Raw genomic sequence first — 23,969 nt, 5'->3', positions numbered from 1 at the left:
AGATGACTTGCCCGGGCGTTCGCGCCCGGGCTTTTTGTTTGTGGTATCGATGGACACGAAAATGCCCCGCGGTCCAAGGGTGGACGGCGGGGCATGAGTATTTAGGCCAAGATGAAGATCAGCGGAGGGTTTTCGCGATCGCCGCGGCGCAGGTGGGGATCGTGTCGTGGGTCAGGCCCGCGATGTTGATCCGGCTGTCGCCGACCATATAAATGCCGTGATGCTCGCGCAGGGTGACGACGTCGTCTGGTGTGAGGCCAAGGCGCGAGAACATACCTCTTTGCGTGGCGATGGCGTCGAACCGGTCGGAATTGGTGGCCAGACGCAGGGCATCCGCGAGGGCAGTGCGCAGGTCGTTGATCGTCGTGCGCATGTCGGACAGTTCCGCGATCCAGTCGGCGCGCAGGTCGGGGTTAGTTAGGACCGTGCTGACCAGACGTGCGCCGTGATCGGGCGGAAACGAATAGGTCAGGCGATTGAGCGCGGTCAGGGTGCCTTGGACGCGGTCATGCGTGGTGGTGTCGTGGCAGGTGGCGATCAGAGTGCCAGCGCGTTCGCGATACAGGCCGAAGTTTTTGGAACAACTGGCCGCGATCAGAGTGTTGGGGCAGGTTTTGGCAATCAGGCGCGTTGCGGCGGCGTCGGTGTCGAGGTCGGTGCCAAACCCCTGATACGCGAGGTCAATAACGGGTGTCGCGCCGCGTTCGGCGATCAGGGTGGCGATGGTGCGCCAGTCCTCCGGCGTCGGGTCGATGCCGGTTGGATTGTGACAGCATCCGTGCAGGATGATCGCGTCGCCCTCTTTCATCTCGGAGAGGTCCGCCAGCATCCCGTCGAGGTCCAGCACGCCGTTCTCGGCATAGCGGTAGGGGCGCAGCGGCAGACCACGGTGGCGGATGATCGCGAGGTGGTTGGGCCATGTGGGTGTCGGCACCCAAATCGTGGCGGTCGGCACCGCACCGCGGATGAGGTCGAGCGCGAGCGTCATCGCCCCCGTTCCGCCGACTGTGCCGATGGCGGGTGTTTCGCCGTAGTCCGCGCCCAGTACCAGATCGGACATGGCGCGACGGAAGGTAATGTCGCCGGCGAGGTCCGTGTAGGTTTTGGTGGTCTGGGCGTCCATGACCCGCCGTTCTGCCGCAGCGATGGCACGGGGGATGGGTGTCAGGCCCTCGGGCGTTTTGAAAACGCCGACGCCGAGGTCGATTTTGCTTGGGCGCGGATCAGCGGCATAGGCCCGCATCAGCCCGATGATGGCATCTGCGGGCTGATCCTGCAGCCGGTCAAAGAGGGGTGTCATCCCTTGGCGACCTTGAGGTCGTCATACATGCCCCATTCCGACCACGACCCGTCATAGAGCGCGTGGTTGTCGCGGCCCAGACGTTCGAGGGCAAGGTTGATGATTGCCGCGGTCACGCCCGACCCGCAGGAGGTGATGGCGGGTTTGCCGAGGTCCACACCGGCGGCGTCGAATACGGCGCGCAGGTCGGCCTCGGACTTCATCGTGCCGTCCTTGTTCAGCAGGGTGCCAAAGGGGACGTTTTTCGAATTCGGAATATGGCCCGAGCGCAGGCCGGGGCGGGGTTCCTCGACCTCGCCTTTGAACCGAGCGGGGGCGCGGGCGTCGATGATTTCATAATCCAGCAGTTTGGATGCGGCGGCGACTTGGGTCACGTCCTTGACCATCTGGTTCTGACGTTGAACCGTCATGTGGCGGTCGCGGACGACGGGCGGAAGGTCCTCGATCGGGCGACCCTCGGCCTGCCATTTCGGGAACCCGCCGTCCAGAACGGCCACGTCAAATTTGCCCATCAGGCGGAACATCCACCACACGCGGGCGGCGGAAAACAGGCCCGCACCGTCGTAGACCACAACCTGATGGCCGTCGCCGACGCCCATGGCGCGCATGCGGCTCATGAATTTTTCGACGGGCGGTGCCATATGCGGCAGGTCCGAGCGGTGGTCGGAAATATCGTCGATATCAAAGAACCGCGCGCCGGGGATGTGCGCGGCGTCGTATTCCGCGCGCGGGTTACGACCGCTGTCGGGCATGTACCACGAGGCGTCCAGAACGCGCAGGTCGGGGTTCTGCAGGTGATCTGCCAGCCATTGGGTCGAGACCAAGGTTTTGGGGTCGTCCGTGCTCATCAAAATCTCCTGCGGTTTTGCTGTGACTTGGATAAAACGGCAGGGGCGATCAGGCAAGGGTCAGCTGTTGTGACGCAGCAGTCGCTGTTTCTGGCGGTTCCAGTCGCGCTTGGCCTCGGTTGCGCGCTTGTCGGCGACCTTTTTGCCCTTGGCGATCCCGATTTTCAGTTTCGCGATGCCCTTGTGGTTGAAGTACAGAACCAGCGGGACAAGGGTCATGCCTTTGCGTTGCGTATCGGCCCACAGGCGCGCCAGTTCCTTGCGCGAGACCAACAGCTTGCGCTTACGCCGTTCCTCGTGGCCCCATGTTTTCGCCTGTTCATAGGGCGCGATATAGCTGTTGATCAGCCACAGTTCACCATCCTCGACCGAGGCATAGCTCTCGGCGATGTTGGACGGGTTGTCCCGCAGGGATTTGACTTCGGACCCTTGCAGAATGATCCCGCATTCGAGGTCTTCCTCAATTGCGTAATCATAGCGGGCACGCCGGTTTTCGGCGATCACCTTATAGTTCGGGTCGGATTTGGGTTTTGCCATAGTTCTGGGAATATAGGGCCGATTGGGTCGGGCCGAAAGGGAAAGGGCGCGATTTCCGCGCCCCGCCCGTTACCGTTTGTTAATTGAGCAGACCAGCGTGGCGCAGCGCGGCGTCGATCTGGTCGCGTGTGGCTTGCGTGACGTTGGTCAGGGGCGAGCGGACCTCTTCGCCACATTTGCCCAGACGGGACAGGGCGTATTTGGCTCCGGCTACACCCGGTTCGAGGAAGATCGCCATATGCAGCGGCATCAGCTTGTCCGACAGTTCCAGCGCGGTTTTGTAATCCCCGGCAAGGGTCGCCTCTTGGAATTGCGCACAAAGGCGCGGCGCGACGTTCGCGGTGACCGAGATACAGCCGACACCGCCGTGCGCGTTATAGCCCAGTGCAGTAGCGTCTTCGCCCGAGATCTGTAGGAAATCCGTGCCGCAGGTGATCCGCTGTTGCGGAACGCGGCTAAGGTCGCCGGTGGCGTCCTTGACCCCGATGATGCGCGGCAGTTTGGCCAGTTCGCCCATGGTGGCGGGCGTCATGTCCACGGCCGAACGGCCTGGGATGTTGTAGATGATGATCGGCAGCTCACAGCAATCATGCGCAGCGGTGAAATGTGCGATCAGACCGGCCTGCGTCGGTTTGTTGTAATAGGGCGTCACGACCAGTGCGGCGGCGGCACCGACCTTTTCGGCGTGCTGCATGAACCGGATGGTTTCGACCGTGTTGTTCGACCCCGCACCGGCCACGACGGGAATGCGGCCATCGGCGGCGCGCACGACCTCTTCGACGACCATTTCGTGTTCGGCATGGCTTAGGGTTGGGCTTTCGCCCGTGGTGCCGACGGGGACCAAGCCGTGGCTGCCCTCCTCGATGTGCCACGCGACCAGAGCCTTAAGCGCGTCGCGATCCACTGCACCGTCTTTAAACGGTGTCACCAGTGCTGGCAGAGATCCTTTGATCATGACACGCTTCCTCCTTCATGGTTCGATAATCGGGCACGACTCGCCCGTGGTAAGCGACGGGAACCTATACGGCCCTGTCTGCGTTGCCAAGTTCGTGTGTTGCAGGCTGATAAGGGGGCGCTAGTCTTTTGGCAAACAGAGATTTGAAAACCGCTATGCGATTCTTACTACACCCCGTTTTATGTGTGTTTTTGGCCATTCAGCCGGCCATGGCGCAGGATCGTCCGCTGTTGGTGGACATCATGGAATCCGTGCGCGCCGATGACTGGAATACGGCGCGGGCGCTGGCATCCACACAGGATCAGGTCATTCAGGATATTGTCACATGGCGGGCCCTGCGTGCGGGTGTGGGGGATCTGTCGGAATACCTCGATTTCATCGGGCGCAATGGCGATTGGCCGGGCATGGACCGCGTGCGCGTACGGGCCGAGGGCGCGCTAGCTGCTGATACCTCACCTGCGACGGTGCTGGCCCTGTTCAACGGCACGCCGCCCGAAACCGGAAATGGCGCGGTGCATTTGGTGCAGGCCCTATTGGCCAGCGGTCAGAACGACGCGGCCGAGGCACAGGCGGTCCTGACATGGATGAGCCTGCCGCTCGATTCCGCAGGCCACGGGTTCCTGATGGACCGGTTCGGTCACGTTCTGGCCAATCACCATGTCACGCGGATGGACGAAATGCTGTGGCAGGGGGCGGCTGAGTCCATTGATCTGATGTTCGATCTGGTGCCGGACGACATCCGTGCCCTTGCCGTTGCGCGCCATGAGTTGCGCAAACAGGGTCCCGGAGTAGACGCATTGATTGAGGCGATCCCGCCCGCCCTGCAAAACGACGGCGGTCTGGCGTGGGAGCGGTTCAATTGGCGCATCCAAAAGGACCGAGGGGATGAGGCGATGGCCCTCATGCAGGAACGCAGCACCAGCGCCGAGGCACTGGGCCGGCCCGCGCGCTGGGGGCGGTGGCGCACGATTTTTGCCCGCCGGTTGCTGCGCGATGATCAGGCGCAGGCGGCCTATGATCTGGCGTCGAACCATTTCATGACCTCTGGCGCGACCTATGCCGATCTGGAGTGGCTGTCGGGGTTCATCGCCCTGCGCAAGCTGGACGATCCCGCCCGCGCCCTGACCCATTTCCAGAATGTCGAGGCGGCGGTCACTACCCCGATCAGCACCTCGCGCGCCCTCTATTGGCAGGCCCGCGCGCAGGAGGCCGCAGGGGACGAGGACACCGCCCTAGCCACGTACCGCCGCGCGGCAGAGCATCAGACGGCCTATTACGGGCAACTCGCCGCACAACGCGCGGGCGTGCCGATGGACCCCGCCCTTATCGGGACCGAGGTCTATCCGGATTGGACCGGTGCGGATTTCGCGGGGGGATCGGTGTTGCGCGCGGCCCTTTATTTCCTACAAGCGGGCGAACAGAACCTTGCCGAATGGTTCATGACCCATCTGGCCGAGGGCGCTGATGCCACCGGTCAGGCGCAATTGGCTGGTTTGGCGTTTCAGTTGAACGAACCACATATCGCCCTGCGCATTGCCAAGATCGCGGCGTCAAACGGTACGATCCTGCCGCGGGCCTATTTCCCTGTGACCGACATCATCGACCCCGAGCATCCCGCGCCGGACGCGCTTGTCCTGTCCATCGCGCGCCGAGAGAGCGAGTTTGACCATGATGTCACCAGTCCCGCAGGGGCGCGCGGGTTGATGCAATTGATGCCGGGCACGGCGCAGGACGTCGCCAATAGTCTGGACATTGCCTATTCCGGCGCCGCGCTGTTGAGCGATCCGCGCTATAACGCCCGCCTGGGCGCGCGCTATCTGGCCGATCTGATCGACGAATTTGGCGAGAACTACGCCCTTGTCCCCGCCGCCTATAACGCGGGGCCGTCGCGGGCGCGGCGTTGGATTGAGGATTATGGCGATCCGCGCAGTGCGGGCACCGATATTGTAGATTGGGTCGAAATGATCCCGTTCGAGGAAACCCGCACCTATGTGATGCGTGTGTCGGAATCATTGGCCATTTACCGCGCGCGTCTGGCGCAGGAACCGGTGGATTTCGACATCCTTGGCGATCTGACCAGCCGGTGATCAGGCGCGTCTGCGTTCACGGAACAGGGTGAACAGGCCCGCGCCAATCACAATCGCCGCCCCGATGGCCACATTGGGACGCAGGGTTTCGCCAAACACCGTCAGGCCAAGGGCCGAGGCAAACACCAGTTGCAGATAGGCAAAGGGTTGGACCGCGCTGGCCTCGGCGACTTCATAGCACCGGATCAGCATATAGTGACCCAACGCGCCGGTGACGCACAGAACCCCCATCAGGGCCCAGTCTTGGCCGCTCATCGGTTCCCAATACCAGACACCGATACAGGTCAAGGCTACCGCGCCCATCGTGCCGGTCCAGAAAAAGCTGGTCGCGGAGGTGTCTTGGCGCGCGACATAGCGGGTCAACAGACCATAGAGCGCGAACATCGACGCCGCCAACAACGGGACAAGGGCGGCGGGTGAAAACACCGTGTGGCCGGGGTTCAGGATGACCAGAACGCCAATAAATCCGATCCCGATCGCGACCCAGCGTCGCCAGCCGACCCGTTCACCCAACACGGGGCCCGATAGGGCGGCAATGATCAGGGGGTAACAGGCGAATACCGCGTGGCTCTCGACCAGACCGAGCAGGACAAAGGCCGCGATCATCACGCAAATCTCGAACGCCAGCAGCAGCCCGCGAAACGCCTGTAACACCGGTTGCTTCGTCGCGGCGGCGGCGCGGATGCCGCCGGCCTTGCGCGCACCCACAAAGATGACAAAGGCCGCAAAAAACCAATAGCGCACCATCACCACCATCTGCACGTTATAGGCCCCCGCAAGGTGGCGCGATAACCCGTCCTGCATGGCAAACACAAAGGTCGTGCCGATCATCAACAGGATGCCAAGGCGCGTGTTCTGATCGGTCATGCGGGTTTCTTTCCGACGGTCATGTGACGTTTGCGGCCAAAGCCGGGGATGCGGGTGATCTCAAACCCCGCGTCGGTAAGGGACCGGCGCACATGCCCTGCGGCGGTATAGGTGGCGCAGGTGCCATTCGTCGCGGTCGCGGCCCCGACGGCGGCCATCAATTCGGGCGACCACAACTCGGGGTTTTTGGCGGGCGAAAACCCGTCCAGAAACCACGCATCCGCCTGTAGGTTCTGCGCAGGTAGCGTATCGCGCGCATCTCCAATCACGACGGTCACGTGCAGCCCCGCAAAATCGAATTCCCGCGCGCCAGACGCCCATTGGTCCAGATAGGGCGCGGCAATCGCCTGTGCCTCGGGAAAGGCGCGCAAGGCACGTTCGATTTCCGGTGCCTGCATCGGAAAGGCCTCAAAGCTGGTAAAATGCACCGTGCCCGGCGCGCCCATTTCGGCCCACAGCAACGCGGTCGCCAGCATGTTCAGACCCGTGCCAAACCCCAGTTCGGCGATGTGAAACCCGTCCTGCAGGCGCGTGCGTAAATCATTGCCATCCAGAAACACATGCCGCGTTTCCGCCAACCCGTTATCCAGCGAGAAATACGGATCGTCGAACTGACGCGATACGGGGATAACCTCATCCCGCCAGTCCAGATTTGCGTGCTGGTCGTTCGGCATCTGATGTCCTAAACCGATGTGTGGATCAGGGCGACAATGCGCCCGACAGAATGGATTGGCAATGGCGGACATCACGGTTTTCGGGGCGGGGGCATTTGGCCTGTCGGTGGCGTTTGAATGCGCGCGACGCGGGGCCAAGGTGCGCGTGATCGAACGCCGCGCCGTGGGGGCAGGGTCCAGCGGCGGGATCGTCGGCGCGCTTGCCCCGCATACGCCCGAAAACTGGAACCCGAAAAAGGCGTTTCAATTCGACAGCCTGATTATGGCGGCCGATTTCTGGGCCGCTGTAGAACGCATCGGCGGGGAAACGGCAGGCTATGCACGGTCGGGGCGGGTTCAGCCGATTGCAGACGAGCACGCCCTAACCCTTGCGATGGAACGTGCCGAAAACGCCCGCACCCTGTGGCAGGGGCTGGCGGAATGGCACGTGGTGGATGCGGCGGATATGGACTGGGCCCCGCCAAGCCCCACGGGCAAGGTGATCCACGACACGCTGAGCGCGCGTCTTTACCCCGCGCGGGCCTGTGCGGCACTGGCGGCGGCGATCCGTGCGCTGGGCGGTGAGATTGTGATCGGGGATCATGATGCGGCACCGGGATCGGCGGTAGTTTGGGCCACGGGGTATGAGGGGTTAGAGCATCTGAGCGCCAATCACACCCGTTCGATGGGCGCAGGGGTCAAGGGACAGGCGGCCCTGTTGGCGTTTGACCGACGGGATATGCCGCAACTGTTTGCCGACACGTTGCATTTCATCCCGCATTACGATGGGACGCTGGCCATCGGGTCGACGTCGGAACGCGAGTTCACTGATCCGACGGGCAATGATGCACTGGTAGAGGATCTGATCGCGCGGGCCCGTGCGGCGGTGCCGGACCTGCGCGACGCCAAGGTGATCCGCACATGGGCCGGTGTCCGCCCCCGCGCGCGCAGCCGTGCGCCCATGATCGGCCCCTATCCGGGCAAGCCGGGACAGTTCATCGCAAATGGCGGGTTCAAGATCGGGTTTGGCATGGCGCCCAAGGTGGCGGCGGTCATGGCCGATCTGATCCTGAACGACAATGACACGATCCCCGACCCGTTTCGGGTCGAGGCGAATTTCTGAACGTCTAGACCGGTAGACCCGCGGCCTTGCGCAGGTCGGTCATCAGGGATTTCAGCGCCTTCATGTTGATCTCATTGGTCAGGTTGCCGTCCTCATCGAACTGCTGGCTGGTCTGACCGACCAGAACTTCGGGCCCGTACAAAAGATGCGGGCGGAACGGCGTCATACAATGGCGCAGGGCAAATTGCGTCCGTTCACCCCCCGCGCGGCCACCCGTGGCGGACATAATCGCCACGGGTTTAGAGGCCCACGGGTTGCCCTCGGTCCGGCTGACCCAATCCAGCGCGTTTTTTAGAACGCCCGATACGGATTTGTTGTACTCGGGCCCCGAAATTACCACCGCATCAGCGGCAGCGATTTGATCGGCAAGGGTCTGAACCTCGGGCGGGATGCCCTCGGCCTCTTCCAGATCGCCATCATAAAGCGGCAGGCGCAGGTTCGCGAATTCGAACCGGTCGGGGTTGAATTGGCGTTTCGCCTCATGCACCAGTTTCGTGTTAAAGGATCCGGCCCGCAAAGAGCCCGAAATTCCAAGCAAAAATGACTCTGACATCGTTTGTCCAATAGTTGTTCTATTGTGATGTATGGTCAGGGTTGCCGGCGTCAACCGCGCCTAGGCGGGGATCTTCTTGCGAAAAACGATGCTGGTCGGGTGATCGAACCCGTCGTGGGTGAACTCATCACACTGCAGGAACCCCATCGCGGCAAAGGTCGTGTGGTTCTCGAATAGCTCCACACGGGTGTGCAATTCGACCTCGGACAGGCCCAGATTGGCGGCGCGCTCTTCGGCCTTGGCGATCAGGGCGCGGGCATAGCCACGGCCGCGATGCGTGCTGGCGACGGCGAGTTTGCCGAGATACAGGATATTGTCCTTGGGCGTCAGAAACACACAGGCGACAGGTGTGCGGCGATCCTCGATCACCCAAATCTCGCATTCGGTTGCGGTCTGCCTCAGGGTTTCAACCGTCAGTTGGTGCATCGAACTGGGGGGATCAATACGCCCATCCATATACGCAAAAGATGTCCGTATCAGCCGAAGGAGGGCTGACCAGTCGTATGGGTCTTTGACGCGTAGTGGGTTCATATAAGGTAATGATTAGCCTCTTCTTTTCTGATGGCAAGGCCTTATCCACCTTTGGCAATTCATGAGACGTAAACGCCCTGAAAAATGCGCGGCCACCTGATGGTGACCGCGCGGGGATCCTGCCCCTTTCGGGATTGGGGCCGGGGCAGGGGGTTATTCGGCCGGAACCGAATGGGGGGCGGGCGTGGACCCAAAGTGTTTGCGGTTCAGGCGCAGGACCAGAACGATCATCGCGAATTGGGCGATCAAGGCGAGGGCGCTGAGGCCCCAATAGGCGACGCCGAATTTCGCGATTGTACCGGTGGCCACCAGACCCTTGTTGATCCAAAAGTGCAGCAGAACCGACAGGGCCACACCGGGACAGATCAGGGCGTAGGAGCCGGCCGATTTATCGGGGCCGCTGATGTACTGTGCGCTATAGCCTTGGCGGCCCAGAACCAGCAGGCCCAGCCCGAGGAAAACCAACTGAATGCTCAGAACCTTGGTCAGGAACATCAGCGTGTCGATCGGGGTCGAATGGCCGTCGAACGTGGTGTGCATGCCGTGATCCTGACGCAGGACCATGATCGACAGAACCGTCAGGATCGGGATAACGATCATCAGGGTCGGGCCGGATTCACGTGCGGTCCCGTGTTGCAGCATCGAGGCAAAACCGGTGATCGCAGCAACTACCGCATAGACCAGCGCCGCAATCCCAAAGAAGGTCGACAGCAGGATGCTGATCGCGACGACTTGGGGCGTGGTGCTCATCGCGGCGGGGGCGGCAAGGCCAACGGCCACCATGGACAGGGCAAAGGCGGGCAACAGCTGGGCAAACGAGTTATGCGCAGTCATGTCGAACACGCCCCCCTTGGTCAGAACGCGGCCAAGGAAATCGCCGATCAACCGGAACGCCATCGCGCCAACGATCAGGAAGGCAATCATCGCAACGGGGAACATGTATTCCACGATCAGCCACAGCTGCGGCACGAAGACCAACCCGATGATGAAGGCCACGTTGATCCCCATGGCAAGCGCCAGAGGCATCGCCAGAAGTTGGGTTTCGGCGTTGGTTTGACGCAGTTGGTCATAGGCGGCTGTCTGACGGAACGCGCGGTATTGCCCGATGTTCCAGAACAGGGATTTCAGGTTTTGAAACCCAAAGAACGCGATGCCGGCATAGGCGGCGATGATCGCGGCGGTCTGCCAAGGCGAACCACCATTCAGCGCCCGCAGGATGTCCTCGAACACCGGAACGGGCTGACCGGGGTGTTTCACCCAGAACATCAGGTACATGAAAAAGGTAACGACCAAGCCCCCGGAACCGACCGAAGCCAGAAAATACAGGGGCGCGTATTGGCGGGGTGTCTGTGCGGGGGAGTGAGACATATCGAACCTCATACATTCATCAATGTGAATACATATACATATGCAAAATTATGAATACAACTATTAACCGAACCTTAACCCCCGCGCGGGACCCTGTGCGAAAACGAACAGGGGCGTCATGCGATATCTTTTTCTAACTTTGGCAATGGTTTGCGCGGCCTGTGATAGCCCAAGCATCACAATGGCGGGCGCAACGAAAACGGTTGTTCAGGTCGAGCAAAGCACGTTTTCGGTCTATCAATTGGGCGATCGGGTCGAGGTTATTCGCACGAATATCGAATATGGCCGTGATGCAAAGGGCATCATGGCGCGGGCGATTGCCGCGATTCCCCTTGCGACGGGCTGTGAGGTCGTTCCGGGCAGTTTGGATGGCGATCCGGCCTTGCTCACGGCCAAGGTACATTGCCCGACCTAGACGCGCGGGCCTAGGCGGTCAGGGATTTCTGCATGAACACGCTGGCCTCAATCGCCTCATACCCGCCAAAGGGGCCGCATTCCGCGTATCCAAGCGACCGGTAAAGGGCCAATGCCGCGACCAAGGGCGGGCCGCTTTCTAGTTTGATATCGCTCAGGCCGCGCTCCCGTGCGCGGGTCTCAAGCGCGGCCATCAGGGCCTGCGCGATCCCTTGGCCACGGGCGGCTGGGTCGACGAACATGCGCTTAACCTCACCATAGCCGCCCATATCGACCAACGCCACACAGCCGACCGGTTGCCCATCCAGCCGCGCCACCAAAAAATCGGTGTCCGCATTGTCCAGTTCCTCGGGCGAAAAGGTGAAACATTCGTCTTCGGAAAACACGGCACGCAGGGCGGCCTCGCTGCCGTCAATCAGGGCGCGGGAACTGTGGGAAACGGGGCTTTCTAGGGTGATTTCGGTGGTCACGGTCGATTCCTTTCACTGGAATTGGCCTGTGATCGGGGGCCAAAGTCAATCAATCGCCCCCGTGATATTGCGGCGCGAACCAATATCTTGTGGATAAGTCGCCTATTTGGGCCACATCGGGTGGTGCGTGCTTGACTCACTATCCGTTCGGCCAAAGGATTTATCACCACAGGAATCAAACAGGACCCAGATTTGCGTTTCAATCGCCTCAGACTCAATGGCTTTAAAAGCTTTGTCGATCCGACAGAGCTGATCATTGCCGATGGCCTGACCGGGGTGGTGGGGCCGAATGGCTGTGGGAAATCCAACCTGCTTGAGGCGCTGCGCTGGGTCATGGGGGAAAACCGCCCGACCGCCATGCGCGGCAGCGGGATGGAGGACGTGATCTTTGCCGGCGCGTCAAGCCGTCCGGCGCGGAACTTCGCCGAGGTCTGTTTGACCATCGATAACACCGACCGCGTCGCGCCGCCGGGGTTCAACGATCAGGACATGTTGGAAATCGTGCGCCGGATCACGCGGGATGCGGGATCGGCCTATAAGGCGAACACGCGGGATGTGCGGGCGCGCGATATCCAGATGCTGTTCGCGGATGCCTCGACCGGTGCGCATTCACCCGCGCTGGTGCGGCAGGGTCAGATTTCGGAACTGATCAACGCCAAGCCCAAGGCGCGCCGCCGCATTCTGGAAGAGGCCGCCGGTATCTCGGGCCTGTATCAGCGTCGCCATGAGGCCGAGCTCAAGCTGAAGGGCGCCGAGACGAACCTTGCCCGCGTGGATGATGTCATCGAACAACTGGCCAGCCAGCTGTCGCAACTGGCCCGTCAGGCCCGTCAGGCCGCACGTTATCGCCAGATTGGCGAGGACCTGCGCCAGTCCGAGGGCATGCTGCTGTATCGCCGTTGGAAAGAGGCGGATGAGACGCGTCTTAAGACCGAACAGGACCTGACGGAACAGGTGAAAACCGCCGCGCAGGCCGAGGCGAATGCCCGCAAGGCCGCCGAGGCGCGGACCGAGGCCGAAACGATCCTGCCCCCCTTGCGTGAAGAAGAAGCGATTGCCGCCGCGATCCTGCAACGCCTGATCGTCGAGCGTGACGCCCTGTCCGACCAAGAGGAACAGGCGCGCGCGGCAATCCAGACGCTGAATGCACGGATCGAACAACTGGGCCTCGATATCGACCGAGAATCCGGCCTGAACCGCGATGCGGGTGAAACGATCGAACGTCTGGAGTGGGAGCAGGATCAGCTGTCCAAGGCGGGCGACGGGTTCGACGACTCGCTTGAGGCCGCGTTGGAGGCCGCACAGGATGCTGCCGCCGTGTTGCAAGACCGCGAATCCGCTCTGTCGCAACTGACCGAGGATGTGGCCCGTCTGGCCGCGCGGCACCAATCTGCGAACCGGATGATGGAGGACGCGGCGAAAACCGTGGCCAAACATGACGCCGAGGCCGAGGTCGCCCGCAACGCTGTGGCGGCCGCGCGTGAGGCGTTGGAAGAGGCGGCGGAGACGCTTGAGGTCGCTCAGGAAGAGCTGGAGACCGCATCGGCCACCGCCGAGTCCGCCGAAGAGGCATTGGCCGCCGCCGATGATGCCCGCGCCGAGGCGCAACAGCGTGAATCAGACGCCCGCGCCGAACATTCCGAGGCCGAAGGAGAGGCCAGCGCCCTGCGCGCCGAGGCGGGCGCGCTTGCCCGTCTGGTTGAACGTGACACGGTTGAAGACGGTCAGGTTCTGGACGATCTGCACGTCCATCCGGGGTATGAAAAGGCGCTGGGCGCGGCGCTGGGTGATGATCTGCGCGCGCCCGAGGTCGATGGCGTCGAGGCGTCCGGTTGGGTCAATCTGGCGCGTTATAACGAAAGCTATGACCTGCCCGCAGGGGCGGAACCCCTGTCCGATCATGTGTCTGGCACGGTGTTGATGAACCGCCGTATGAATCAGATCGGCGTGGTGTCCGCCGCCGATGGCAACGCCCTGCAGTCCCAGTTGAAACCAGGTCAGCGGTTGGTCTCGCTGGACGGGGATTTGTGGCGCTGGGACGGGTATCGCACGGGGGCCGAGGATGCGCCGTCCGCCGCCGCCCTGCGCCTGCAACAGTTGAACCGCTTGGGGGAGCTGAAACAGGATCTGGAACAGGCGAACGCGCGCGCCCAAGGGGCCGCCAAAGCGCATGAGATGCTGAAACAGCGTCTAGCCGATTTGACCGAGGCCGATCGCCTTGCCCGTCAGGCGCGGCGGGACGCGGATCGTTTGGTGGCCGATGCGGGTCGCGCCCTGTCCCGCGCCGAGGCCGAGAAATCCATCGCGGCAAGCAAGTTGGAGAGCGCGGATTTGGCCGTCAAACGTCATGAGGACGAGGCGATGTTGGCCCGCGAACGTCTTTCCGAGGCGCGAGAGGCGATTGAAGACCTTGATGACCTCGAAGGGGCCCGCGCGCGGGTAGAGGATGTGCGCATGACGGTTGAGGCCGCGCGCATGACCATGATGGCGAAACGCTCGGCCCATGATGAGTTGCGCCGTGAGGGCGATGCCCGCACCCGCCGCCGCCAAGAAGTGATCAAGGAACTGAGCGGTTGGCGCCACCGGTTGGACACGGCAGGCAAGCGGATTGGTGAGCTGTCAGAACGCCGCGAGCAATCCCAAGAAGAATTGCGCGACGCGATGGAGCGCCCTGCCGAGATCGCCGAAAAACGCGAAGAACTGGCCGAGGCGATTGAGACAGCCGAAACCCGTCGCCGTGCGGCCGCAGATAAACTGGCCGAGGCGGAAACGCACCTGCGCACCATTGAACAGTCTGAGCGTGATCTGGAACGCAATGCGTCCGAGGCCCGTGAGGCCCGCGCGCGCGCCGAGGCGCGCGTCGAGGCGGCCCGTGAAACCGTTGCAGCAGCTGCGGAACGGATTGCCGAGGACCTTGAGACCAAACCTGAGGCCCTGTTGGAACAGTTGGGTGTGACGCCCGACGACATGCCGCCGTCCGACACGATTGAAAACGATGTGAACCGCCTGAAACGACAGCGCGACGCCCTCGGCGCGGTCAACCTGCGCGCCGAAGAAGACGCGAAAGAGGTTCAGACTGAACATGATTCATTGGTGTCGGAAAAAGAGGACCTTGAGGAGGCGATCAAGGCCCTGCGCACCGGTATCGCCAGCCTGAACCGCGAAGGGCGGGAGCGCCTGCTGACCGCATTTGAACAGGTGAACAGCAACTTTTCCCTGCTGTTCACGCACCTGTTCGGCGGGGGTGAGGCCAAGCTGGTCCTGGTGGAGTCCGACGACCCGCTGGAGGCCGGTTTGGAAATCATGTGCCAACCGCCGGGCAAAAAGCTGGCCACGCTCAGCCTGCTGTCGGGGGGGGAACAGACCCTGACGGCGCTGGCCCTGATCTTTGCGGTGTTCTTGGCCAACCCCGCGCCGATCTGTGTTCTGGACGAGGTCGATGCGCCCTTGGACGATGCGAACGTGACGCGGTTTTGTGACCTGCTGGATGAGATGACGCGGCGCGCCGATACGCGGTTCCTGATCATCACGCACCACGCCGTTACGATGAGCCGCATGGACCGCCTGTTCGGTGTAACCATGCAGGAACAAGGGGTTAGCCAGCTTGTGTCTGTCGACTTGAAGAAGGCAGAGCAGTTGGTCGCCTAGGCGGGCAGCTTGACCAACCGGTCGGTGATTTTGACCGCGCCGCTTTGAACGATCTCACAAAGAACACCGCGTAGGCGCAGGGGAATGTGATCGGGTAGATTGATCCAATCCTTGGTCGTATCGCCATATCGCGCGCGCCATTTCACGCAGCCGTCGTTGAACACGTCACTGACGCGCAACACCGCCGTCCCCGCCCCGATCAAGGCACCGGTGGGCAGGTTCGCCTCGGTCATGTTCATATCGGCAATGATCGTGTCACCGGGGTGCAGATCGCTGGCATCATGCCGACCGACCACGGCGTCAAAGGTCCGGCGCGGCAGGATCGACACCTGAATTCGCGGATCGGGCGTACCATCGTCACGGCGCAACCACGCGTGTTCTTGCCAACGATCCATGTGAACGCCGTTCATTTCGTTGAGCAACAACTCATCCACAAAGGTCCGTGCGCCAAAGGTCTCACGATAGCAAAGGGTCGAAATCGGCGCATCCGACTTGGGTGCGTTCAGGATATCCGGAACGACGGCCAAGAGATCGGCCATGGATGCGCCGGTGGGATGGCTCACAGTTTGGACAGCAATTCGGTGGTCGGCCACGCGTCGGCGGGCAGGCCGAGACGCAGCTGTTCTTTTTGAACGGCCTCTCGGGTTTTGGCGCCAAGGATGCCGTCGACCCCACCGACGTCATGACCGCGTGCCTGTAGTTTGGATTGCAGCGCCTTCATCTGATCGCCGCTCAGGCCCGGTGTCGGATTGCCCGCCGTGTAGACCGGACCGCCCTCAAGGCGGGTCGCGAAATAGGCGGCGGTGGTCACGTAGACAAAGCTTTTGTTCCACTCGAAATAGACGTCGAAATTCGGATAGGCCAGAAACGCGGGACCGTTGCGCCCCATCGGCAACAGGACAGAGGCCTTCAGGTTCGACTTCCCAAGGCTTCCCGCGCGCGGCTTGACGCCCAGTTTGGCCCATTCACCGACGGTTTTCTGGTGATCCAGTCCCGTTTCAGACCAGTCCAGATCGGCCGGAACCGCGATTTCCTGCAGCCACGGTTCGTTCGCGCGCCAGCCGAGTTCGCGCAGCATATTCGCACCGGACACCAGCGCATCAGCGGGTGAGGTCTTGAGGCTGATATGGCCATCACCGTCGCCGTCGACCCCGTTTTCAAGGATGTCACCGGGCAGCATTTGAACCATGCCGATTTCACCAGCCCAGGCACCCGTTGTGCGCGCAGGATCGAAATCGCCCTTTTCGTAGAGCTCTAGCGCGGCGAAAACCTGTGGTCGGAACAATTCTGGGCGGCGACAATCATGGGACAAAGTCACCAGTGAATTCAGCGTGTTAAAGTCACCCTGAACCGCGCCGTAATCGGTCTCCAGTGCCCAGAACGCCAACAGAACCCCGCGCGATACGCCGTATTCCCGTTCGATCCGGTCAAACACCGCATCCCATTTCTGGGCGTTGCGGCGACCGTTGTCGATGCGGTTCTGGCTGATAACGCGGCGCGAAAAGGTGATGAAATCCAGCTGAAACACACCTTGGGAGCGGTCCGCGCGCAGGGTCGCGTTGTCCTGCGCGACACTGGCAAAAAACTTGTCGACCGTGCCTTTGGCATGGCCCTTGGTGATCGCCTCTTGCTTTAGGTCCTTAACAAACCCGCTGAACGAGCCGCCGCATGTGGCCGCCGCGGCGGGTAGGGACAGGGAAAGGGAAAACACCAACGCAAGAGCAGACCGCATAACAAACCTCCGGATCAATCTGGGGCGACAGTATCACCTGTCGCCCGTGTGACAAGCCGGATGGCGCGCGCCCTCAATCACGTCCGTGCGGTTCGTCCCAATCCAGAACCGGATTGATCGGGATGATCCGGTTGGGGTTAATCGTGTCGTGGCTATAGTGGTAGTGGCGCACGATATGATCAAAGTGAACAGTGTTCGCAACGCCTGCCACTTGGTACAATTCGCGCGTGTACGCCCATAGGTTCGGATAGTCGATGATCCGCTTGCGGTTACATTTGAAATGCAGGTGATAGACCAAGTCGAACCGCACTAGCGTGGTGAACAGGCGCCAATCAGCCTCGGTCAAACGATCACCAGTCAGATAGCGGTTTTCGGACAGGATGCCCTCTAGCCAATCCAGCGCATCGAACAGGGTCACGACCGCCTCATCATAGGCCTCTTGCGTGGTAGCAAAGCCCGATTTGTAGACGCCGTTGTTCACCTCGTCATAGACGCGGGCGTTGATCGCATCGATCTGTTCGCGCAGGTCTTCGGGATAATAGTCCGTGTCATTGCCCGTCAGGTCGTTAAAGGCCGAGTTGAACATGCGGATGATCTCCGAGGATTCATTCGACACGATCTGGCCGGTCTTTTTGTCCCACAGGATCGGCACGGTGACGCGGCCCGATACGTCCGGTTGCGCCTGTGTGTAGATGTCGCGCAGGAACGGTTTGCCGAACAGATCATCGCCGGTTGTGCCCGCGAAATCGGTCTCGAACGTCCACCCGTCGTCCAACATGTCGGGGTGCACGACGGACACGGTGATGTGGTCCTCTAGCCCCTTGAGCGCGCGGAAAATCAGGGTGCGGTGCGCCCACGGACAAGCATAGGAAACATAGAGATGATAGCGGCCGCTTTCGGCGGGAAAGCCGCCCGTCCCGCTTGAACCCGGTTCACCGTCAGGGGTGATCCAGTTGCGAAATCCCGCAGTTGTCCGTTTGAATTTACCACCGGTCGACTTGGTGTCGTACCATGCGGTGTCCCACTTTCCATCGATCAGTTGGCCCATCGTGCTCTCCTTTGGTTGCCAACAGACCTAATGCCAAGGTGCCGGTTTTCGAATTCTAAAATCCCGCGCAGTATCTATGCGGTCACGCACGGCGCAAAAAAGTGTTCGTTTTCAATTGGGCGGGTGACTTGGCCCAAGATTTGCGCTTGGAATACACGCCAAGAGGAGCACGCCATGTCTGAATACTTGCCCAAAGAGGTGCGCGAGGGATTGGAACGCGCACACAAGCTGGCCCAGAAAAAGAAGAGCCGTTTGCGCGTCCGCGTAGGCGAGGAAAGCTTTGCCATTCTGCGCTCATGGGACAGCGGATTCGCGATGGATGCCGAGGCCGCGCCGAACCTGCGTGGCTTGGTCGATCTCTATGACGGCGGCAAGCACCTGTATCAGGCGTTGATCGTCGCCTCATCCCAAGAGGGGCATGAGGTCGTATTTGAATTCAAACGCAGCACAATGGCCAACGACCGCCCGCCAGTCGATTTTGAACGTCGTTCGGATGAGCCGGTCGCCCTATTGCCGAAACAGTAGGGCCCGCCGTTATTGCAGATCGCTGAACGCCTCTTGCAGGCGCTGAACGGCCTGTTCGATCTGGCTGTGGGGCATGGCGATGTTGAACCGCAGGAAATCCTCGCCGCCCTTGCCAAACGAATCCCCGTGGTTTGCCGCGATGCGCGCGCCTTGTTCCACGCGTTTCTTGAATTCGGCCGGTGCCATGCCGGTGTCGGTGAAATCCACCCACGACAGATAGGTCGCCTGTAGCGGCATTGACCGCAGGCCGGGGATTTCGGCAATTCCCGCATCGAATGTCTGACGGTTGCGATCCAGATAAGGGATCAGCGCGTCCAGCCATTCCGCGCCACCCGGCGAATAGGCCGCCGTGGCCATGAACAGCCCGAACGAATTCGGCGACAGACCCAGTGCGCCCATCCGTGCGCCGAATGCCGCGCGCAGCTTGTCATCGGGGATGATGACGTTGCCGATATGGCTGCCCGCGATGTTGAAGGTCTTGGTCGTCGCGGTCATCATCACCAGACGATCCATGATTTCGGGCGCGGCAAGGGTCATCGGGACATGCGTTGTCCCCGCAAACACCAGATCGTGGTGGATTTCGTCGCTGACCAAGATCAGGTCGTGACGCACACAGAAATCCGCGATCTGTTTCAACTCGTCCTGTGTCCACACACGACCACCGGGGTTGTGGGGCGAGCACAGGATGAACATCCGTTCGTTGCCCGTCATCTGGGTGTCCCACGCGTCGATATCCAACGCGTACATCCCGTCCTGAAGGGCCAGTTCGCATTCCACGACCTGGCGACCGGCAGCTTTGATCACGCGGGCAAAGGCGTGATAAACCGGCGTCGTCAAAATCACCCCGTCGCCCGGATTGGTATAGGCATCCACGCACATGCCGGTGCCGTTTACCAAGCCATGTGTCGTGAAAATCCAGTTCGGATCGACCGTCCAGTTGTGGCGCGTTTGCATCCACCAGACGATGGCGTCCTTATACGCCGTATCATCGCCGAAATAGCCAAACACCCCGTGATCAACCATGCCCTGCAGCGCGTCGCTCACACAGGCGGGCGGACGGAAATCCATGTCGGCCACCCACATCGACAGGCCATCCTCGGCAGGGACGCCAAAAAGGCGCTCCATCATGTCCCATTTTACCGAATGGGTGCCAAAGCGATTAATGACCTCGTCGAAATTCATGGTGGTCTCCTTTTTTCGGGCAGACTAGCCGCTCAGACCCTATGCGCAAGCGGATTGCGTCGCGCGCGCCCTTGTCCTAAATGCATAGCCATGAGCATTTTACCGATCCTGATCCATCCCGATCCCCGCCTGAAAAAGGTGGCCGAGCCCGTGACAGACGTGAACGATCGTCTGCGCAAGCTGGCCGACGATATGCTGGAAACGATGTATGACGCACCCGGTATCGGGCTTGCCGCGCCTCAAATCGGTGTGATGGAGCGGATCATCGTCATGGATTGCGTCAAGGAAGAGGGCGAAGAGCCTCGTCCGCTGGTCCTGATCAACCCCGAAATCACATGGGCGTCCGAAGACCTGAGCACCTACGAAGAGGGCTGTCTTTCGATCCCCGAGCAATACGCCGAGGTCGACCGCCCCGCCGAGGTTGAGGTCACGTGGCTGGACCGCGATGGCGCGCAGCAGTCCGAGCATTTCAAGGGCCTCTGGGCCACCTGTGTTCAGCACGAGATCGACCATTTGGACGGCAAGCTGTTCATTGATTATCTGAAACCGCTGAAACGTCAGATGATCACGCGCAAAATGCAGAAACTGAAACGCGAACGGGCGCGCTCGTGACGGTCCGCCCCTTTGTTCCCTATCCGGACAAGCGGCTGAAAACCGTCGCCGCACCGGTTGAGGCGATCACGGATGAGATCCGCGCGATCTGGGACGATATGGTCGAAACCATGGACGCGATGCCGGGCTATGGTCTTGCCGGTCCACAGATCGGCGTGATGCAGCGTCTGGCGGTCGTCGATTGCTCGGACGAACGGGGACAGGCCGTGCGCATGGCGAATCCCGAGATCCTGCACGCCTCGGCCAAGCTGCGCGAGCACGAAGAGGCCAGCCCGAACCTACCCGGCCTGTCGGCGGTGATCGAACGTCCCCGCGCGGTGACGGTGCGGTTTATTAATGAGGCGGGCGAAGTGGTCGAACAGGATTTCGTCAATCTCTGGGCCACCTCGGTTCAGCATCAGATCGACCATTTGAACGGTAAGATGTATTTCGACAACCTGTCCCGTCTGAAACGCGAGCGTCTGTTGAAACGGGCGGCCAAGCTGGGGATCACCTGATGCGCGTTGTGTTCATGGGCACGCCCGATTTTTCGGTTCCGGTTCTGGACGCCTTGGTTGCGGCGGGCCATGACATTGCCTGTGTCTATTCCCAACCGCCCCGTCCTGCCGGTCGTGGCAAGAAAGAGCGCCCGACGCCCGTCCACGCCCGTGCCGAAGAACTGGGCCTGCCGGTGCGCCATCCGTTGAACTTTAAAGACGCGGCCGAGCGCGAGGCCTTTGCCGCGTTGAACGCGGATGTGGCCGTGGTCGTGGCCTATGGTCTGATCCTGCCCCAAGCGATTTTGGACGCGCCCGCGCGCGGTTGTCTGAACATTCACGCGTCGTTGCTGCCGCGCTGGCGCGGGGCGGCGCCGATCCATCGCGCGATCATGGCGGGGGACGCACAAACCGGTGTCTGCATCATGCAGATGGAGGCCGGCCTGGACACGGGTCCCGTGTTGCTGCGCCATGCGGTGCGCATCGGGGACGAGGAAACCACCGGTGCCTTGCACGACCGTCTGTCCGCGCTGGGCGCAGCGGCGATTGTGGATGCCTTGGCCCAACTGGAGGATCTGTCGCCCGAGATTCAGCCGGAGGATGGCGTGACCTATGCCGCCAAGATCGACAAGGCCGAGGCGCGGATTGATTGGAGTAAGCCAGCAGCCGAGGTGGATCGATTGATACGCGGCCTGTCGCCCTTTCCTGGCGCGTGGTGCGAGATCGAGGGTGAACGGGTCAAGCTATTGGCCTCGCGCGTGGTCGATGGTTCGGGCACACCCGGGCAAGTGTTGGGTGGGTTCACCGTGGCCTGTGGCGACGGCGCAATTGAGGTCCTGAGCGCCCAACGGTCGGGGAAAAAGGCGATGCCGGCGGGCGAGATCCTGCGCGGGATGGAATTGCCCGACGTGCTGGGCTAGGGGCGGTTTCGGGGAAACCGCGCCTGCGGCATGAGTATTTATGCCAAGATGAAATCAGGATTTGAAAGGGGCCATGCCCGCGCGCGCCAGTTCGTCGGCGCGTTCGTTTTCGGGGTGTCCGGCGTGGCCTTTGACCCATTCCCAAGTGACCGAATGGCGTGATTGCGCGGCGTCTAGGCGTTGCCAGAGGTCGGCGTTTTTCACCGGCTTTTTCGCGGCGGTTTTCCAGCCGTTGCGCTTCCAGCCGTGAATCCATTGGGTCACGCCGTTTTTCACATAGGTGCTATCGGTGACGATGGTGATCTGGCTGGGGCGGGTCAGGCTCTCAAGCGCCGAGATGGCCGCCATCAGTTCCATCTGGTTGTTTGTGGTGTTGGGTTCGCCGCCGCTGAGTTCCTTTTCCTTCAGGATTTCATCGCCTTGGGTGGCGCGCAGTAGCACACCCCATCCGCCGGGGCCGGGGTTTCCAGAGCAGGCGCCATCGGTATAGGCGTGAAGGTCGGGCATTAGAGAATTCCGGCGATGAGGGACGCAAGGACGATGGAGGTCAGCAGAATGCGCAGCGACATCCACCACGGCGGGGTCAGGTCGTTTTTCCACATCAGCCAGTCAATGCCAAGGAGGCCCGCAAAGCCGAAGGCGAGGTAGGTCATCGCGCTGATTGGGCCACCGCCGACCATGAAAAAGACCCAGAGCGCGGGGATCACGGAGAGGACATAGCCCATGGTTGCCACAGGGCCGGTGCCCCGTGCGGCAAAGCCCCAGATGACGCCGGACATGAACGACAGGATAATCGAGCCGTAATAGATTTGGATGAAGGGGCCGATGAAACGCGCACCGAAAAGGTGATTGCCGAGGGCCGCCGCGTCATCCCAATAAAGCGTCAGAGCGCCCCAGACAAACGGGATCAGTCCCGCGAGGCCGAGGAGGAACGGCGTTGTCGGAATGCGGCGGATCATGCGGGTTCCCGCAGAACGCGCGGCACCTTGAACTCAACGTTTTCCTGTGCTGTTTCGACCTGTTCCACGGTTAGATCGAACCGGTCGGCAAAGGCGGTGATGACCTCGTTGATCAGGACATCGGGGGCGGATGCACCGGCGGTGAGGCCGATGGTTTTGATGCCATCTAGAGCGCGCCAGTCGATGTCGGTCGCCCGTTGCACCAGTTGCGCGTAGGCACAGCCGTTGTTCGCCGCGACCTCGACCAGACGTTTGGAATTGGACGAATTGGGCGCACCCACGACCAAAAGGGCATCGCATTTCGGCGCGATGGCCTTGACCGCGTGCTGGCGGTTGGTTGTTGCGTAACAGATGTCTTCCTTATGCGGGCCGACGATGTTGGGAAACCGTGTTTGCAGGGCTGCGACGATGTCCTTGGTGTCATCAACCGAAAGGGTCGTTTGGGTCACAAACGCAAGGCGGTCAGGGTCGGCCACATCCAGCGCTTGGACGTCGTTCACCGTCTCGACCAGCAGCACGCGATTGGCGGGCAGTTGGCCCATTGTGCCGATGGTTTCAGGATGACCCTTGTGGCCGATCATCACGATTTGCAGGCCGTTCTCATTGTGACGCTCGGCCTCGATATGAACCTTGCTGACCAAGGGGCAGGTGGCGTCGACATAGATCATCTGGCGGCTTTCGGCCTCGGCCGGGACCGATTTCGGGACGCCGTGGGCCGAGAAGATCACCGGTCGGTCGTCGGGGCATTCGGTCAGTTCCTCGACAAACACCGCGCCCTTGTCGCGCAGGCCGTCGACGACGAATTTGTTGTGGACGATCTCGTGGCGCACATAGACCGGTGCCCCCCATTTTTCCAAGGCCATCTCTACGATTTTGATGGCGCGGTCGACGCCCGCACAGAAGCCGCGTGGGGCGGCAAGCAGTAATGTCAATGCGGGTTTGGTCATCGCAGCGCCTGAATCCGTTTGAATGGTCGTCTAGCTGCTAAATAGGCCTTGGCGCGCGGTTTGGCCAGTGCTGGCCGGGGCCTCGGGAGAAATGTCGCGATGGCCGGAATTGGGTCGCAAAAGAATTCGCGGCATCAACAGAATTGGGAACGCATATTATTCGAAATAAAAAGACCCGCAGTTTCCAAATAAAACTGCAGGCCCATTTTTAACC

25 protein-coding genes are annotated in these 23,969 nt (G+C 61.4%); 8 read left to right on the top strand and 17 right to left on the bottom strand.

Translation table 11 applies throughout. The annotated features are described in order from the left end of the window. Nucleotides 1–118: 118 nt before the first annotated feature. From R1W00_RS11945 to dapA, 4 genes are all read right to left on the bottom strand, one after another. Nucleotides 119–1,300, bottom strand: coding sequence for an amino acid aminotransferase (locus R1W00_RS11945; protein WP_317262979.1), 1,182 nt, complete (start codon nt 1,298–1,300; stop codon nt 119–121). After that, a complete protein-coding gene (gene sseA, locus R1W00_RS11940; RefSeq protein WP_317262978.1) occupies nt 1,297–2,148 on the bottom strand; it encodes a 3-mercaptopyruvate sulfurtransferase in 852 nt (283 codons plus the stop codon). The genes R1W00_RS11945 and sseA overlap by 4 nt, the downstream gene beginning before the upstream one ends. A gap of 60 nt (nt 2,149–2,208) precedes the next feature. Continuing rightward, nucleotides 2,209–2,685, bottom strand: a complete 477-nt coding sequence (smpB, locus tag R1W00_RS11935) for an SsrA-binding protein SmpB (RefSeq protein ID WP_317262977.1) — start codon at nt 2,683–2,685, stop codon at nt 2,209–2,211. Between the two features lie 79 nt (nt 2,686–2,764). Next, entirely contained in the window at nt 2,765–3,640 is an 876-nt protein-coding gene (gene dapA / locus R1W00_RS11930; RefSeq protein WP_317262976.1) for a 4-hydroxy-tetrahydrodipicolinate synthase, read from the bottom strand. 155 nt (nt 3,641–3,795) lie between these two features. Here dapA and R1W00_RS11925 point away from each other — a divergent pair, with 155 nt between their 5' ends. Beyond that, nucleotides 3,796–5,727 (top strand): lytic transglycosylase domain-containing protein, encoded by a 1,932-nt coding sequence (locus R1W00_RS11925; protein ID WP_317262975.1) that lies wholly within the window; start codon nt 3,796–3,798, stop codon nt 5,725–5,727. On the opposite strand, the gene R1W00_RS11920 is transcribed toward R1W00_RS11925, so the two are convergent. After that, a complete protein-coding gene (locus R1W00_RS11920; RefSeq protein WP_317262974.1) occupies nt 5,728–6,594 on the bottom strand; it encodes a DMT family transporter in 867 nt (288 codons plus the stop codon). Beyond that, nucleotides 6,591–7,268 carry a tRNA (5-methylaminomethyl-2-thiouridine)(34)-methyltransferase MnmD gene (gene mnmD / locus R1W00_RS11915; RefSeq protein WP_317262973.1) on the bottom strand — a complete coding sequence of 226 codons (678 nt, stop codon included), beginning with the start codon at nt 7,266–7,268 and terminating at the stop codon, nt 6,591–6,593. The genes R1W00_RS11920 and mnmD overlap by 4 nt, the downstream gene beginning before the upstream one ends. A 61-nt stretch (nt 7,269–7,329) precedes the next feature. On the opposite strand from mnmD, the gene R1W00_RS11910 reads away from it, so the two are divergent. Beyond that, the gene (locus tag R1W00_RS11910; protein ID WP_317262972.1) at nt 7,330–8,370 is read left to right on the top strand and encodes an FAD-binding oxidoreductase; all 1,041 of its coding nucleotides are present in this window, start codon (nt 7,330–7,332) and stop codon (nt 8,368–8,370) included. Nucleotides 8,371–8,374: 4 nt separating this feature from the next. Here the strand turns inward: R1W00_RS11910 and R1W00_RS11905 are convergent, their stop codons facing one another. The 3 genes from R1W00_RS11905 to R1W00_RS11895 form a co-directional block, all read right to left on the bottom strand. Next, the gene (locus R1W00_RS11905; protein ID WP_317262971.1) at nt 8,375–8,923 is read right to left on the bottom strand and encodes an NAD(P)H-dependent oxidoreductase; all 549 of its coding nucleotides are present in this window, start codon (nt 8,921–8,923) and stop codon (nt 8,375–8,377) included. 60 nt (nt 8,924–8,983) lie between these two features. Further along, entirely contained in the window at nt 8,984–9,379 is a 396-nt protein-coding gene (locus R1W00_RS11900; protein WP_317262970.1) for a GNAT family N-acetyltransferase, read from the bottom strand. A gap of 228 nt (nt 9,380–9,607) precedes the next feature. Then, complete coding sequence (locus tag R1W00_RS11895) at nt 9,608–10,822, bottom strand: TsoY family (seleno)protein (protein WP_317262969.1); 1,215 nt, start codon at nt 10,820–10,822, stop codon at nt 9,608–9,610. Between the two features lie 118 nt (nt 10,823–10,940). Here R1W00_RS11895 and R1W00_RS11890 point away from each other — a divergent pair, with 118 nt between their 5' ends. Then, nucleotides 10,941–11,237, top strand: coding sequence for a hypothetical protein (locus tag R1W00_RS11890; protein ID WP_317262968.1), 297 nt, complete (start codon nt 10,941–10,943; stop codon nt 11,235–11,237). Between the two features lie 10 nt (nt 11,238–11,247). Here the strand turns inward: R1W00_RS11890 and R1W00_RS11885 are convergent, their stop codons facing one another. After that, complete coding sequence (locus R1W00_RS11885; RefSeq protein WP_317262967.1) at nt 11,248–11,706, bottom strand: GNAT family N-acetyltransferase; 459 nt, start codon at nt 11,704–11,706, stop codon at nt 11,248–11,250. A 192-nt stretch (nt 11,707–11,898) separates the two neighbouring features. On the opposite strand from R1W00_RS11885, the gene smc reads away from it, so the two are divergent. Continuing rightward, nucleotides 11,899–15,354: a chromosome segregation protein SMC gene (smc, locus tag R1W00_RS11880; protein ID WP_317262966.1), complete on the top strand. Its 3,456-nt coding sequence runs from the start codon at nt 11,899–11,901 to the stop codon at nt 15,352–15,354. On the opposite strand, the gene R1W00_RS11875 is transcribed toward smc, so the two are convergent. The 3 genes from R1W00_RS11875 to R1W00_RS11865 all read right to left on the bottom strand — a co-directional run bounded on the left by R1W00_RS11875 (nt 15,351) and on the right by R1W00_RS11865 (nt 18,134). After that, a complete protein-coding gene (locus R1W00_RS11875; protein WP_317262965.1) occupies nt 15,351–15,917 on the bottom strand; it encodes a hypothetical protein in 567 nt (188 codons plus the stop codon). The genes smc and R1W00_RS11875 overlap by 4 nt on opposite strands. After that, on the bottom strand, nt 15,914–17,086 hold the full coding sequence (locus R1W00_RS11870) for a lytic murein transglycosylase (RefSeq protein WP_317262964.1): 1,173 nt from the start codon (nt 17,084–17,086) through the stop codon (nt 15,914–15,916). The genes R1W00_RS11875 and R1W00_RS11870 overlap by 4 nt, the downstream gene beginning before the upstream one ends. A gap of 73 nt (nt 17,087–17,159) precedes the next feature. Continuing rightward, on the bottom strand, nt 17,160–18,134 hold the full coding sequence (locus R1W00_RS11865; RefSeq protein WP_317262963.1) for a glutathione S-transferase family protein: 975 nt from the start codon (nt 18,132–18,134) through the stop codon (nt 17,160–17,162). Between the two features lie 174 nt (nt 18,135–18,308). On the opposite strand from R1W00_RS11865, the gene R1W00_RS11860 reads away from it, so the two are divergent. Further along, nucleotides 18,309–18,659, top strand: a complete 351-nt coding sequence (locus tag R1W00_RS11860) for a hypothetical protein (RefSeq protein ID WP_317262962.1) — start codon at nt 18,309–18,311, stop codon at nt 18,657–18,659. 9 nt (nt 18,660–18,668) lie between these two features. Here the strand turns inward: R1W00_RS11860 and R1W00_RS11855 are convergent, their stop codons facing one another. Further along, nucleotides 18,669–19,841 (bottom strand): MalY/PatB family protein, encoded by a 1,173-nt coding sequence (locus R1W00_RS11855; RefSeq protein WP_317262961.1) that lies wholly within the window; start codon nt 19,839–19,841, stop codon nt 18,669–18,671. Between the two features lie 90 nt (nt 19,842–19,931). Here R1W00_RS11855 and def (R1W00_RS11850) point away from each other — a divergent pair, with 90 nt between their 5' ends. Genes def (R1W00_RS11850) through fmt form a run of 3 tightly spaced genes read left to right on the top strand, consistent with a single transcriptional unit; the run spans nt 19,932 to nt 21,849 of the window. Further along, entirely contained in the window at nt 19,932–20,453 is a 522-nt protein-coding gene (def, locus tag R1W00_RS11850) for a peptide deformylase (protein WP_317262960.1), read from the top strand. Further along, nucleotides 20,450–20,950 carry a peptide deformylase gene (def, locus tag R1W00_RS11845; RefSeq protein ID WP_317262959.1) on the top strand — a complete coding sequence of 167 codons (501 nt, stop codon included), beginning with the start codon at nt 20,450–20,452 and terminating at the stop codon, nt 20,948–20,950. Before def (R1W00_RS11850) ends, def (R1W00_RS11845) begins: the two co-directional genes overlap by 4 nt. Continuing rightward, complete coding sequence (gene fmt, locus R1W00_RS11840) at nt 20,950–21,849, top strand: methionyl-tRNA formyltransferase (protein WP_317262958.1); 900 nt, start codon at nt 20,950–20,952, stop codon at nt 21,847–21,849. The genes def (R1W00_RS11845) and fmt overlap by 1 nt, the downstream gene beginning before the upstream one ends. A 54-nt stretch (nt 21,850–21,903) precedes the next feature. Here fmt and rnhA read toward each other — a convergent pair whose 3' ends face one another. The 3 genes from rnhA to ispH are packed head-to-tail and all read right to left on the bottom strand — an operon-like array spanning nt 21,904 to nt 23,755. Then, nucleotides 21,904–22,356 (bottom strand): ribonuclease HI, encoded by a 453-nt coding sequence (rnhA, locus tag R1W00_RS11835; protein ID WP_317262957.1) that lies wholly within the window; start codon nt 22,354–22,356, stop codon nt 21,904–21,906. After that, on the bottom strand, nt 22,356–22,808 hold the full coding sequence (locus R1W00_RS11830) for a DUF3429 domain-containing protein (RefSeq protein WP_317262956.1): 453 nt from the start codon (nt 22,806–22,808) through the stop codon (nt 22,356–22,358). Before R1W00_RS11830 ends, rnhA begins: the two co-directional genes overlap by 1 nt. Beyond that, nucleotides 22,805–23,755, bottom strand: coding sequence for a 4-hydroxy-3-methylbut-2-enyl diphosphate reductase (gene ispH / locus R1W00_RS11825; RefSeq protein ID WP_317262955.1), 951 nt, complete (start codon nt 23,753–23,755; stop codon nt 22,805–22,807). The genes R1W00_RS11830 and ispH overlap by 4 nt, the downstream gene beginning before the upstream one ends. Between the last annotated feature and the right edge of the window lie 214 nt (nt 23,756–23,969).

It is taken from the genome of Rhodovulum sp. FJ3, assembly GCF_032918305.1.
Classification (GTDB): Bacteria; Pseudomonadota; Alphaproteobacteria; order Rhodobacterales; family Rhodobacteraceae; genus SAT37.
Note: the sequence above shows the minus strand (reverse complement) of the source record. Positions and strands in the feature narration are given on the sequence as shown.